General features: G+C 69.4%; 12 protein-coding genes and 1 pseudogene. 7 read left to right on the forward strand and 6 right to left on the reverse strand.

Annotated features, from left to right (window positions below; all coding sequences use genetic code 11):
- Nucleotides 1-3 precede the first annotated feature (3 nt).
- Nucleotides 4-1,110 (reverse strand): LacI family DNA-binding transcriptional regulator, encoded by a 1,107-nt coding sequence (locus BLV31_RS23235; protein ID WP_064061068.1) that lies wholly within the window; start codon nt 1,108-1,110, stop codon nt 4-6.
- Between the two features lie 169 nt (nt 1,111-1,279).
- On the opposite strand from BLV31_RS23235, the gene BLV31_RS23240 reads away from it, so the two are divergent.
- The 6 genes and pseudogenes from BLV31_RS23240 to BLV31_RS23265 all read left to right on the forward strand — a co-directional run bounded on the left by BLV31_RS23240 (nt 1,280) and on the right by BLV31_RS23265 (nt 6,807).
- The gene (locus BLV31_RS23240) at nt 1,280-2,341 is read left to right on the forward strand and encodes a metal ABC transporter solute-binding protein, Zn/Mn family (RefSeq protein WP_064061069.1); all 1,062 of its coding nucleotides are present in this window, start codon (nt 1,280-1,282) and stop codon (nt 2,339-2,341) included.
- A gap of 26 nt (nt 2,342-2,367) precedes the next feature.
- On the forward strand, nt 2,368-3,231 hold the full coding sequence (locus BLV31_RS23245) for a metal ABC transporter ATP-binding protein (RefSeq protein WP_006550472.1): 864 nt from the start codon (nt 2,368-2,370) through the stop codon (nt 3,229-3,231).
- Nucleotides 3,228-4,112, forward strand: coding sequence for a metal ABC transporter permease (locus BLV31_RS23250; protein WP_006550474.1), 885 nt, complete (start codon nt 3,228-3,230; stop codon nt 4,110-4,112). The genes BLV31_RS23245 and BLV31_RS23250 overlap by 4 nt, the downstream gene beginning before the upstream one ends.
- Before the next feature lie 119 nt (nt 4,113-4,231).
- Nucleotides 4,232-5,395, forward strand: a pseudogene (locus BLV31_RS23255) (GMC oxidoreductase); the annotation flags it as partial.
- A gap of 19 nt (nt 5,396-5,414) precedes the next feature.
- Entirely contained in the window at nt 5,415-6,173 is a 759-nt protein-coding gene (locus tag BLV31_RS23260) for a LamB/YcsF family protein (protein WP_039583839.1), read from the forward strand.
- 25 nt (nt 6,174-6,198) lie between these two features.
- The gene (locus tag BLV31_RS23265) at nt 6,199-6,807 is read left to right on the forward strand and encodes a 5-oxoprolinase subunit B family protein (RefSeq protein ID WP_064061070.1); all 609 of its coding nucleotides are present in this window, start codon (nt 6,199-6,201) and stop codon (nt 6,805-6,807) included.
- A 30-nt stretch (nt 6,808-6,837) separates the two neighbouring features.
- Here BLV31_RS23265 and mgtE read toward each other — a convergent pair whose 3' ends face one another.
- Nucleotides 6,838-8,190 (reverse strand): magnesium transporter, encoded by a 1,353-nt coding sequence (mgtE, locus tag BLV31_RS23270; protein ID WP_024102862.1) that lies wholly within the window; start codon nt 8,188-8,190, stop codon nt 6,838-6,840.
- 86 nt (nt 8,191-8,276) lie between these two features.
- Here mgtE and BLV31_RS23275 point away from each other — a divergent pair, with 86 nt between their 5' ends.
- Complete coding sequence (locus tag BLV31_RS23275) at nt 8,277-9,149, forward strand: 5-oxoprolinase subunit C family protein (protein WP_064061071.1); 873 nt, start codon at nt 8,277-8,279, stop codon at nt 9,147-9,149.
- Nucleotides 9,150-9,166: 17 nt separating this feature from the next.
- Here BLV31_RS23275 and BLV31_RS23280 read toward each other — a convergent pair whose 3' ends face one another.
- From BLV31_RS23280 to ispF, 4 genes are read right to left on the reverse strand one after another with little or no spacing between them, the layout of a single operon-like run.
- Complete coding sequence (locus BLV31_RS23280; RefSeq protein WP_064061072.1) at nt 9,167-10,210, reverse strand: alpha/beta hydrolase; 1,044 nt, start codon at nt 10,208-10,210, stop codon at nt 9,167-9,169.
- A 44-nt stretch (nt 10,211-10,254) separates the two neighbouring features.
- Nucleotides 10,255-11,223 carry a 23S rRNA (guanosine(2251)-2'-O)-methyltransferase RlmB gene (gene rlmB, locus BLV31_RS23285; protein ID WP_006550482.1) on the reverse strand — a complete coding sequence of 323 codons (969 nt, stop codon included), beginning with the start codon at nt 11,221-11,223 and terminating at the stop codon, nt 10,255-10,257.
- Nucleotides 11,223-12,617, reverse strand: coding sequence for a cysteine--tRNA ligase (gene cysS / locus BLV31_RS23290; RefSeq protein WP_064061073.1), 1,395 nt, complete (start codon nt 12,615-12,617; stop codon nt 11,223-11,225). The genes rlmB and cysS overlap by 1 nt, the downstream gene beginning before the upstream one ends.
- Before the next feature lie 11 nt (nt 12,618-12,628).
- Nucleotides 12,629-13,105 carry a 2-C-methyl-D-erythritol 2,4-cyclodiphosphate synthase gene (gene ispF, locus BLV31_RS23295; RefSeq protein ID WP_037217226.1) on the reverse strand — a complete coding sequence of 159 codons (477 nt, stop codon included), beginning with the start codon at nt 13,103-13,105 and terminating at the stop codon, nt 12,629-12,631.

Consider the following 13,105-nt stretch of genomic DNA (forward strand, 5'->3'; position numbering starts at 1 on the left):
CGGTCACTCGGCGTACCACTCGCTCTCGACCCGACCCGAGGTGGCACCGAACCACAGCTGGGTCCCCAGGGTCTCGAGCGCGGGCACACCGGAGTGCGAGGGGGCGGCGAGGAGCAGTTCGCCTGCGCGCCGCCCCTTGTCCTTCTGCGGTTGCCTCACGGTCGTGAGGCCTTCGCGGATCGCTTCGTCGATGCCGTCGAAGCCGGTGATCGACAGGTGGCCGGGCACGTCGAGACCCATCTGATTGGCCCAGGCGAGAGCGCCGAGCGCGAGCACGTCGGTGGTGCACACGAGCGCGGTGATCCGCGGGTTCATGCGCATGATCTGCGCCGCGGCGGACAGGCCGTCCTCCGCGGTGTGGGTGTAGCGCTCGACGACGGTGAGCGATTCGGGGGCCAGCCCTGCGGCGCTCATGGCGTCCTGGACGCCGCGGATGCGTTCGCGCTGCACGTGGAAGGCGCCGGATTCGAGGGTCGACAGGTCGACGACCCCGTCGTGCCGTTCGCGGCCGAGGCGCATCGACAACATGCCGATCTGGCGGTGGCCGAGTTCGATGAGGTGGGCGGCGAGATCGCGCATCGCCCGCCGGTCGTCGATGCCCACCACCGGGGTGTTCTCGAACCCGCGCGGCTGGTCGCACGCGACGATCGGGAGGTGCCGTTCGAGCACGGCAGCGAGATAGGGGTCCTCGGCGGGGACCGAGTAGACGACGAAGCCGTCGACGGACGAGCGGTGCACGACCTGTGCGGCCTCGTCGTCGGTCCGGCCCGGTCCGGCGGGGATGAGCAGTAGTCCCTGTCCGGCCGCTTCGCAGGCCTCGGACAGTCCCGACAGGAAACTCATGGCGGCGGGATCCCGGAAGGAATAGCTCAACGCTTCGGTGAGCAGGACCCCCACGGCTCCTGCCTTGCGGGTGCGCAGCGACCGCGCCATCGGATCCGGGCCGGCATATCCGCGTCGTTTGGCGACTTCGAGGACACGTTCGCGTAGCTCGGCGGACAACTGGTCGGGGCGGTTGTACGCGTTCGAGACCGTGGTGCGGGAGATCTTCAACTCGGCGGCAATCGACGCCAGGGTCGCCTGTCGGCGCGGCTGACGAGACCTGGACATGAGAGGACCGTAGTCCTGTGTCCATGGTCACGACCACCCAGGGATGGTAGGAGGGCTCGGTGTCGTCCGCTAAAGTGGAACGGTAACGGTTACCAATAACGTTTGGGTCGGTCGCTCGGTCGTTCCGGACCCCGTTCGTCGAAGACCGCCGATCCTCAGGAGAAGAACTGTGCGACTGTCCTCCCGCACGGCCCTCGCAGCCGCCGCCGTAGCCTGCGCGACCGCCCTCGCCGCGTGCGGCACCGATACCTCCGGCGCCGACGACGACGAGATCAGCGTCGTCGCCTCCACGAACGTGTGGGGGTCGATCGCGCAGGCGGTGGCCGGAGACCGCATCGAGGTCCGCTCGCTCATCACCGAACCGAACGCCGACCCGCACTCCTACGAGGCCAGCCCCCTCGACGCCGCGGCGATCTCCGACGCCTCGCTCGTCGTCTACAACGGCGGTGGCTACGACCAATTCGTCGACGACATCCTCGGCGCCACCGGGGACAAGCCTGCAGTCGTGGAGGCCTTCGCCCTGTTCGAATCCGGCGCGTACTCGGATCTGCACGCCGGACACGATCACGGCGACGAGGACGGCACCGACGACGCCATCGAGAGCGACTCGGAGACAACCGTTTCCGAGGACCACTCGCACGAGAGCGGTGAGGTGTCCGACGCCGGCGACGGGCACTCGCACGAGGGTCACGACCACGGCGGCATCAACGAGCACGTCTGGTACGACCTCGCGACCGCCGACGCCGTCGCGCACGCCGTCGCCGAGCAGCTCGCCGAACTCGACCCCGACGGCGCCGCCGTCTACGAGGCCAACGCCGCGGGCTTCCACGAGAACCTGCACTACGTCGCGGATGTTGTCGACAAGCTCGCCGACACACACGGCGACGCACCCGTCGCCCAGACCGAGACGATCGGCCACTACCTCGTCTCGGCCGCGACGCTCGACGACATCACTCCCCCGGACTTCACCAACGCCATCGAGAACGGCACCGATCCGTCCCCGGCGGCGATCGCGGCGACACGGCAGTTGTTGGTCGACAAGCAGGTTCGCGTCCTGATCTACAACCCGCAGACCGAGGACCGGATCAGCCGCGAGATGCGCACGGCAGCAGAGTCGTCGGGCGTCCCCGTGGTCGAGGTTTTCGAAACCCTGCCCGAAGATGTCGACTACATTCAGTGGCAGGCCCGGACCGCCGAGACCCTCGCCGCCGCGCTCGAGACCGCCTCCTGACCATCCGATCGAGAACACGGACTCCGGTGACACCTCCTCCATCCGACCGCACGCCCACAGTCGAACTCCGCGATGCCCGGCTGGCATTCGGCGATCGGGTCCTCTGGGACGGACTCGACCTCGTCGTCGAACCCGGCGAGTTCCTGGCGGTGCTCGGACCGAACGGTGCCGGCAAGACATCGCTGCTCAAGGTGCTGCTCGGCCAGCTCCCGCTCACCTCCGGAACCGCGACCATCGCCGGGCAGGCCGTCCGGACCGGGAACTCGCACGTCGGATACGTGCCGCAGCAGAAGTCTCTCGACGAGGGCGTCCCGCTGCGGGGACGCGATCTCGTGGGCCTCGGCATGGACGGACATCGCTGGGGCACCGGCCTGCGCACGCGCCGGCGGCGCCGCGTCGCGGTCGACGACGCGATCGCTCAGGTCGGCGCAGAGACCTATGCCGGAGCCCCGATCGGCACGCTCTCCGGTGGTGAGCAGCAGCGGCTGCGTATCGCGCAGGCGCTCGTGGGAGATCCGCGCGTACTCCTGTGCGACGAGCCGCTGCTCAGTCTCGATCTCGCCAACCAGCACCTGGTGTCGGCGCTCATCGACCGCCGCCGCCGCGACCACGACACCTCCGTCCTGTTCGTCACCCACGAGATCAATCCGATCCTGCCGCTGGTGGATCGCGTGCTGTACCTCGTCGACGGCCAGTTCCGCATCGGCACCCCCGCCGAGGTGATGACCTCGCAGGTGCTTTCCGAGCTCTACCGCACCGACGTCGAGGTGCTCGAGATGCGCGGCCGCCTGGTGGTCGTCGGCACCGGCGACGCCATCGACGCGCTCGGCAGCGCCGGCGGACTGCGCCCCGGGGAAGGCGTCCACCACGATCACGAGGATCACGAATGAGCAGCAAGTTCACCGACGCCCTCGGGCGGATGTTCGACGTGGAGACCACCGTCGAACTCCTGCAGTACGACTTCGTGCAGCAGGCGCTCGTCGCCGGTGCGATCCTCGGTCTGCTCGCCGGCGTGATCGGCCCGCTGATCATCAGCCGTCAGATGGCGTTCTCCGTCCACGGCACCTCCGAACTGTCGCTCACCGGTGCCGCGGCGGCGCTCATCATCGGGGTCTCCGTCGGGATCGGTGCGGTCGCGGGTGCCGTGATCGCCGCGATCCTCTTCGGGGTCCTGGGGACACGTGCCCGCGAACGCGACTCCGTCATCGGCGTGGTGATGGCCTTCGGACTCGGTCTCGCCGTCCTGCTGCTGTGGGCCTACGACGGACGCACCGGCGCCGCCTTCTCGCTGCTCACCGGTCAGATCGTGGCGCCCGGCGGTACCGGCATCGCCCTGCTCGCCGCGTGCGCTGCCGTCGTGATCCTCACGCTGCTGGTGATCTACCGTCCGCTACTGTTCGCCAGCACCGACCCGGAGGTCGCGGCTGCACGCGGCGTCCCGGTGCGCGCATTGTCGATCGTGTTCGCGGTGCTCGTCGGTGTCACCGCCGCACTCGGTGTGCAGATCGTCGGCGCGCTGCTGGTGATGGCACTGCTCATCACCCCGGCCGCCGCGGCGGCCCGGGTGGTCAGCGGGCCGCTCGCCGCCACGGTGCTGTCTGTGGTCTTCGCGGAGATCTCGGCGGTCGGCGGCATCCTGCTCGCGCTGGCGCCGGGCGTGCCGGTCTCGGCGTTCATCACGACGATCGCGTTCGTCATCTACATGATCTGCCGCGTGATCGGCACCGCCCGCAACCGACGTGGTTCCGGGCGGGTCGCCGCAACTGCCTGATTCACGGCCCGTCGGGACGTGATCTTGACGCGCTCCTCGACATCCGCCCAGTTTCCCGAGGTTGCTCCAGTAACGGGACGTCACAGACATCGGGGGTGGAGAGTGCAGCACGTCACGCGTCGTTCCTTCGCATCGACAACCCCGACAAGCGGTTCCTGTGGCACCGGTCGAACCCCGAGGTGTTCGGTCGTCACCTCGCCTTCGAGCCCTACACCGGTCTGGTCGAGGCGTGCGTCGGCGAGAACATGACGGCCCTGTGCGCCGCCGGTGTCGGCGGCGGGTCGCTCGTCTACCAGGGCATGACGCTGCAACCCGACGAAGCGGTGTTCAACGCCCACTTCCCGAACGAACTCGACTGGGCGCGCATGGACCGCGTCCACTACCCGCGCGTCGCGCAGATGCTGCACCTGGCCGTGGCGCCCGACGAACTCGTCGACAGCCCCAACTACGCGACCTCGCGCATCTTCGCCGACCGTGCGCGGAAGGCCGGCTTCCCGATCGACAAGATCCCGATGCCGATCGACTGGGACTACGCGCTCGCCGAACTCCGCGACGAGATGGCCCCGGCCTACACCGACGGTTCGGGTGCGATTGGTGTCAACAACGGCGGCAAGCACTCCGTCGACGTCACCTACATCGCGGAGGCCGAGGCGACCGGTCTGGTCACCGTCGCGAAGGATCTCATCTCCGACCTGCCCGACGGCGTCGGACATGGCTGGGGTTCGAACGCCGACCGCATCTACCTCTGGACGAACCTCGAAGAGGAGTTCGGCGCGGTGCAGGGCGGCCCCGTCGTCTACGGCAGCAAGAACTGGGACGACCCGAACTCCGCGTCCACCGTCATCCAGGCCTCCATTCCCGGCTTCTACGGGATCGACATGCGCAGCACCGTACTGGTGGGCTATGGCGTCAGTGAGGGTCGCGGGCACTTCGTCTACGACGCCGCTCGCGACGACGCCGTCCTGCGCTGGCCGCACGAAGGGGACGCGGTGCTGCAGACGGGTCACATCGACCCCACCGTGCGCCGCATCGCCGGCGAACGCAGCATCCTGACCGACACCAACTCGATCGTCCCGTCGACCTGGCACCCGCTCGGCGGCGCGAGCATGAGCACGGTGTGCGATCTCGAGGGCCGGGTGTTCGGCCAGCGCGGGCTGTACGTGCTCGACGGAGCCCTCATGCCGGGCAACACCGCCGCGTGCAACCCGTCGATGACGATCGCCGCCGTCGTCGAACGCGCCCTCGACGACATCGTCGTCCGCGACGTCGGAACGGTCTTCTGAGCGGGCATAGACTCGGGTCGTGACCCGCATCGACCTCAACAGCGACCTCGGCGAGAGCTACGGCCGGTGGCGTCTCGGCGACGACGAGACCATGCTCGACATCGTCACCAGCGCCAACGTGGCGTGCGGATTCCACGCCGGCGACCCGGCGACACTGCTGCACACGTGCCACGGCGCCGCGAAGCGCGCGGTAAGGATCGGTGCCCAGGTCGGCTACAACGACATCGGCGGTTTCGGCCGCCGCTTCATCGAGGTGCCGTCGGCGGATCTCACCGCCGAGATCATCTACCAGATCGGCGCGCTCGACGGTCTCGCCCGGGCGGCCGGTTCGTCGGCGAGCTACGTCAAACCCCACGGCGCGCTGTACAACGCGATCGTCCATCACCGCGAACAGGCCCGTGCGGTCGTGGATGCGGTACGCGCCTACGACGCCTCGCTGCCCGTCCTCGGACTGCCCGGCTCCGTCTTCCTCGAGGAGGCCGAACGGGCCGGACTGAAGGTGGTCGCCGAGGCGTTCGCCGACCGCGCCTACACCCCCGAGGGCACGCTCGTCTCCCGACGCGAACCCGGTGCGGTACTGCACGATCCGGAGGAGGTCGCCGAGCGGGTCCTGCGCATGGTCACCGAGGGGGTGGTCACCGCCATCGACGGCAGCGACATACGCGTGAACGCGCAGTCGGTGTGCATCCACGGCGACTCCCCCGACGCCACGGCGATGGCCGTCGCCGTGCGCCGCCGGCTCGACGCCGAGAAGATCGACATCCGGGCGTTCGTGTGAACGCCCGACATCGCGAGGTCCACCGATGAAAATCCTTCGTGCCGGAGACAGCGCCCTGCTCGCCGAATTCGATTCCCTCGACGAGGTTCTCGCCCACTTCCGGGCACTCGACCGCGAGCGGCCGCGTGGCGTCGTCGATCTCGTGCCGGCGGCGCGGACACTGCTGGTGTGCTTCGATCCGTCGGAGACCGGCGCGCAGGTCGTGCACAAGTGGGTCACCACCACCCCACCGGTGTCCGGGGACGACGTCGACATCGAGGAGGTGACGCTCGAAGTCCGGTACAACGGCGTCGATCTCGAAGAGGTCGGCGAGTTGACCGGCCTCGGCGCGGACGGCGTGATCGCCGCCCACACCGGCGGCCTCTGGACGGTCGCCTTCGGCGGGTTCGCGCCCGGCTTCGCGTATCTCACCGGCGGGGATTCTCGATTGCACGTGCCGCGTCGCAGTTCACCGCGCACCTCCGTCCCGTCCGGCGCCGTGGGACTGGCGGGTGAGTTCTCGGGCGTCTACCCGCGGAAGTCGCCCGGAGGATGGCAACTCATCGGAACCTCCGATGCCCCGCTGTGGCAACCGGACCGGACTCCTGCGGCGCTGCTGCGACCGGGATGTGCGGTGCGCTTCGTCGCGATCTGAACCGTCCCCGGATCCACTGCGCCGCTGCGCTCAGATACCGAGCACGGCCTTCGCGACGAGGAAATAGATCACCAGGCCGGTCGCGTCGACGAAGGTCGTGATGAACGGATTGGAGAAGACCGCGGGGTCGGCGCGGATCGATTTGGCCACCAACGGCATCGCACCACCGACGGTGGCTGCGAGGGTGCAGATGCTCACCAGCGTCAGCCCGATCACCGCGCCCACCGACGAGTCGTAGACCAGGGACGTCAGGACGAACGCGACCGAGCCCAGCAGGACACCGAGGGACAGACCCACCCGGAGCTCGCGGGCGATCACCCCGCCGATGTCGCGTGGCGTCACGTCGTCGAGCGCCAATGCGCGGGTGACCGTGGTGGCGGCCTGGTTTCCGGTGTTGCCCCCGGTGCCGATGATCAGCGGCACGAACAGCGCCAGGGTGACCACCTGATCGAGGGTCGACTCGAATACCTCGAGGACCTGGACCGTGAGGGTCGCGCCGAGTGCCAGGAAGAGTAACCACACCACCCGCGAGCGCACCAACTGCCCGACGGGTGTCGCGAGATAGGGCCGGCGCAGCGGCTCGGTACCGCCGATGCGCGCCTGGTCCTCGCTGTCGGCGGCTTCGAGGATCCGCAGGGCGTCGTCGACGGTCAGGATGCCCACCAACCTGGTCTCGCTGTCGACGACGATCAACGCCAGCAGTTTGAGTTCGGCGCAGCGGCGCGCGGACTCCTCGGCGTCGTCGGTCACGCGCGCCCAGTAGGGCTCGTTCATGATGTCGGCGAGCACCGTTCCCGGCGCCGCAGTCATCAGCTCGCGCAGACCGACCACCCCGACGAGCACACGACCGTCGTCCACCACCGGCAGCGTGTACACCGTCTCCGCGTCGTCGAGCCGACGACGCACGGCGTCCATCGCCTGCTCGACGGTCATGTCCTGCCGCAGCGACACGAAGGCCGGGCTCATCCGCCGGCCGATCGACCGCTGCGGATAGCCGAGGATCGTGGCGGTCACCTCGCGGTCGGCGGGCGGCAGGCCGCGCATGAGGGTCGACGCGACCGTCGCGGGCAGTTCGTCGAGCAGTTCCACCCGGTCGTCGGGTTCGAGGTCGGCGAAGATTGCGGCCACCTGATCGTCGCGCAACCCGCGGAGCAGTTCGCTCTGCATGCTCGGGTCGAGCTGTTCGAAGACGTCGATCGCCCGGTCCTTGGGCAGCAACCGGTAGAGCACTGCTCGATCCGTCCGACCGAGCCGTTCGAGCACGTCGACGACCTGTTCGACGCTCAGTTCCGCGACAGCGTCGTGCGCGGCCTGAAGGTCGTCGGCCTCGACGGCCTTCTCGATCAGTCGCGTCGTCGCCGCCCGGACGTCTGCTTCATCCATGATCGTCACCTCCTTCCTCATGATCTTCAACCTAACGCGATCGTTCGGCCGGAGTGCGGACGTGCGATCGAAGCCGGTGAGTGAGAATGAACATCGTGGCGTGGTTCGAGGTGCTCTCCGGCGGAATGCTCACGACGGTCCAGGATCGCGGACGTCCCGGTTACGGTTCCTCGGGCCTCACCCGGTCCGGTGCCGCCGACCGGCGCGCACACGACGCCGCGAACCGGCTCGTGGGGAACCAGCCGGACGCGGCGACACTCGAGGTGACCGGCGGTGGTCTCGCCGTCCGCAGCGTCGGCGAGACGATCGTGGCCGTGACCGGTGCCCGCGCCGACGTGACCGTGTGCGACCGGCCGGTCGGCGACTGGGCGCGCATCACCCTCCGCAACGACGACGTGCTGCGGATCGGCGTCCCGAACGAAGGCCTGCGGATTTACCTCGCGGTACGCGGCGGCATCGACGTGCGGGAGGTGCTCGGCAGTAGATCCACCGACATCCTGTCGCACACCGGACCGGCACCCGTTCGCGCCGGCGACAGTCTGCTCGTCGGGGCGATGTCGGGTCACCTGCCCGACGAGGAGCAGTTCCCACCACCACCGCCGATGGACGACCCCGTAGAGATCCGGGTACGGTCCGGCCCGCGCGACGACTGGTTCACGCCCGGATCACTGCGGGCGCTGTTCCACGAGACGTGGACGGTGACACCGGAACTCGACCGGGTGGGTATCAGGTTCCACGGTCCCGGCCGACTGCACCGGGCACGGCACGAGGAGATGCCCAGCGAGGGCATGGTTCCCGGCTCGCTGCAGATACCGCCGGACGGGCATCCGGTGCTGTTCCTCGTCGACCATCCCGTCACGGGCGGCTATCCGGTGGCCGCGGTGGCGGTCGCCGCCGATCTGCCGGTCGCGGCGCAACTGCGTCCCGGACAGCGGGTGCGGTTCGTGCCGGTACGGTGATCGCTGCTGGGTGACCGTCAGGCGCGTGACGGCACGGAGGTGTCGTCCTCGTCGGTCGGGTCGGTAGCCGTCACCCGACGTACGAAGGTGATCGCCTCGTCGAGTGCGTGTGTCGCGGGCGGAGAGATGCCGGGCAGGCTGAGATAGCCGTGCACGGTGTCGGGATAATCGGTCTCCGCGACGTCGCCGCCCTTGGCCCGCAATGCTTCGGCGTATCGAACGGCGTTGTCGCGCAACGGGTCGTGCCCGGCGATCTGGACGAGGGCCGGTACGGCGGCACCGGCGAGCGTGCCGCGCAGGGGAGCCGCGGTCGGCGCATACGGATCGGCTCCGGCCAGATACAGGCGCACGAACGCCCGCATACCGCGGGAGGTGAGCACGGGAGCGTTCGCGAACTGCCGCTCCGACGGGAACTCCTCCTCCATCTCCGTCGCCGGATAGATCAGCACCTGACCGGCCGGCAGCGGACCACCCGAGCGGCCGGCCACGTCGGCGACGACCGCGGCGAGGTTGCCTCCGGCACTGTCACCGGCGACCACGACGCGGGACGGATCACCGTCGAGTTCCGCAGCGTGTGCGACGACCCACCGGAACGCCGCCCAGCAGTCCAGCACCGCTGCGGGATAGGGATGTTCGGGGGCGAGCCGGTAGTCCACCGACACCACGACGCTCGGGGTCCGCACGGCGGTGTGGCTCGCCCACCACTCGTTCTGCTCCGGATTGCCGAGCACCCACCCGCCGCCGTGGAACAGCAGCACGACCGGCAGCGGACCGCTCGTTCGCGCCGAGGGCCGATAGATCCGCAGACGGGTCCGGACCGGGGAGTCCTCGGGGGCGAGATCGTCGATCACCTCGTGCTCGAGATCGACCCATCGGTCCTCGATCCGCACGCCGGGATGCGTCCGGCCCGAGATCAGCCGTCCGACCGGGGACGACAGGAGCTTCGTGCGCGCAGCACGACGTGCCGGGATCTCGTCGACGGACGCGTCGGCAATGGACTTGTCGGCGAAGCGTTCGAGGAAGGCGAACACCTTCGTACGGAACGGCAGGGATGCGACCACGAGGACAGACTAGGCCCTCGCGACCGCAGCTCGGGCAGACTCGATCAGACCCGACGCTGCCGCGCGATGTCCGCGAGCACCACGCCCGCCGCGACGGAGGCGTTGAGCGACTCGACGTCTCCGGCCATCGGGATGGAGAGAACGGCGTCGCAGGTCTCCCGCACCAGGCGCGAGAGTCCCTTGCCCTCCGACCCCACGACCACGACGACGGGATCGGTGCCGTCGAAATCGTCGAGGTTGGTGTCGCCACCGGCATCGAGACCGACGACGCGGACACCGCGGGACTGCCAGTCCTTGAGCGTGCGCGTGAGGTTGGTGGCACGCGCGACGGGCAGTCGCGCTGCGGCACCGGCGCTCGTGCGCCATGCCACGGCCGTCACCGACGCCGAACGGCGCTGCGGGATGACCACACCGTGGCCGCCGAAGGCCGCGACCGAACGGATCACCGCGCCGAGATTGCGCGGATCGGAGATGTTGTCGAGGGCCACGAGCAGCGGACGCTCGTGGTTCTCCGCGGCGCGGGCCAGCAGGTCGTCGGGGTGCGCGTAGCGGTACGGCGGCACCTGCAGGCCGATGCCCTGGTGCATCCCGTTCGACGACAGACGGTCGAGTTCGGAACGCGAGACCTCGAGGATCGAGATGCCCATCTCGGCCGAGCGCTGCACGGCTTCCTTGAGCCGCTCGTCGGCCTCGGCGCCGAGGGCGACGTACAGAGCGGTCGCGGGCACACCGGCACGTAGGCACTCGACGACCGGATTGCGGCCGAGCACCATCTCGGGCCCGTCCTCGGCCTTGCGACCGGCCGCGGGACGACGACCGCCACCGCGCGGGTCGGCGGCCTTGGCCGCGGCCCGGGCACGCCGTGCGGCGGGGTGGTAGGGCCGGTCCTCGGCCTTGGGGGTAGCGCCACGCGCTTCGAGCCCGCGTCGCCGCTGCCCGCCGGACCCGACGACCTGACCCTTCTTCGTGCCGCCCTTACGAATAGCGCCGCGACGCTGGGAATTGCCTGCCATCACTGTCCTGCTTTCAGAGACCACTCGGGTCCGTTGGGCGTATCGGTCACTTCGACCCCCGCGGCTGTGAGGCGGTCCCGCACCTCGTCGGCCACCGCCCAGTTCTTCTCGGCCCGGGCGGTCGCGCGGCGTTCGAGATCCGCGCCGACCAGCACGTCGAGTGCCGCGAGTGCGGCCGACCCTGAATCGTCGGTGGAGCACCAGTGCTCGTCGAGCGGGTCGACACCGAGGATGCCGAGCATGCTCCGGACCTGCGAGGCGATCTGCACGGCCGTGTCGAGATCGCCGTTGTCGAGCGCCTTGTTGCCCTTGCTGCGCTTGCGGTGTATTTCCGCGAGCGCCTTGGGCACACCGAGATCGTCGTCGAGTGCCTCGGCGAAGGCCTCGGTCCACTCGCCCACGGGCACCTCGCCCGCGCGGTCGCGGGTCTTGAGCACGAACGACTCGAGTCCCCGGTACGCTGCGGCCGCTTCGGCGAGCGCGTCGTCGGAGTATTCGAGCATCGAACGGTAGTGGGCGCTGCCCAGGTAGTAGCGCAGTTCCTGCGGCCGGACGCGGGCGAGCACGTTGGGGATCGACAGCACGTTACCGAGCGACTTCGACATCTTCTCGCCGCCCATCGTCACCCAGCCGTTGTGCAACCAGTAGCGGGCGAAGCCGTCGCCGGCGGCGCGGGACTGCGCCATCTCGTTCTCGTGGTGCGGGAAGACGAGGTCCATGCCTCCGCAGTGGATGTCGAAGGTGCCGCCGAGATAGAAGCCGGCCATCGCGGAGCACTCGAGATGCCAGCCGGGGCGACCACGTCCCCACGGGGTGGGCCAGGACGGCTCACCGGGCTTCTCGGCCTTCCACAGCGTGAAGTCGCGGGGGTCGCGCTTGCCGAGTCCGGCGCTCTCACCCTGGTGGACGTCCTCGATGCGGTGTCCGGAGAGGGCACCGTATTCGGGGTAGCTCAGCACGTCGAAGTAGACGTCGCCGTCGGCCGCGTAGGCGTGCCCGGCGTCGATGAGGCGCTGGATGAGTTCGACCATCTGCGTGATGTGGCCGGTCGCGCGAGGTTCCACCGAGGGAGGAAGCACACCGAGCGCATCGTAGGCGCGGTTGAAGGCCCGCTCGTAGGTCGCGGCCCACTCCCACCACGGCCGACCTGCCTCTGCCGCCTTGCGGAGGATCTTATCCTCGATGTCTGTGACATTTCTCACAAACAAGACATCGAGACTCTTGGTAGCGAGCCACCGGCGGAGCACGTCGAACGCAACGCCGCTGCGTACGTGCCCGATATGGGGTTCGCCTTGGACGGTGGCCCCACACAGGTACACCGAGGCCTGGCCGGGGACCAGCGGTTCGAAATCCCGCACGGCCCGCGATTCGGTGTCGTATAAGCGCAAGGTCACGACCGTCTATCCTACCGCTCGTCCTGCTGGGCCAGGACCAGTGCGGTCGCAACCGCCGCCACACCTTCTCCCCGGCCGGTGAGCCCGAGTCCGTCCGTGGTGGTCGCCGACACGGAGACCGGACCGCCGAGCGCCTCGGACAGCACCGCCTGTGCCTCCTCGCGCCGCGGCCCGATCTTCGGGCGGTTCCCGATCACCTGGACGGCGGCATTGCCCACCACCCAGCCGGCGTCGTCGAGCAGGCGACGTACCTCGCCGAGCATCGCGACACCGGAGGCGCCGGCCATCTCCGGTCGGCCCGTGCCGAAGACCGATCCGAGGTCGCCGAGACCGGCGGCCGAGAGCACCGCATCGCACAGCGCGTGCGCAGCGACGTCCCCGTCGGAGTGACCCGCGCACCCGTCGGCGCCCTCGAACAGCAGACCGGCCATCCAGCACGGCCGTCCGGCCTCCACGGGATGCACGTCCGTTCCGATGCCGACACGCAC

The sequence above is a fragment of the Rhodococcus pyridinivorans genome, from assembly GCF_900105195.1.
Taxonomy (GTDB): Bacteria; Actinomycetota; Actinomycetes; order Mycobacteriales; family Mycobacteriaceae; genus Rhodococcus; species Rhodococcus pyridinivorans.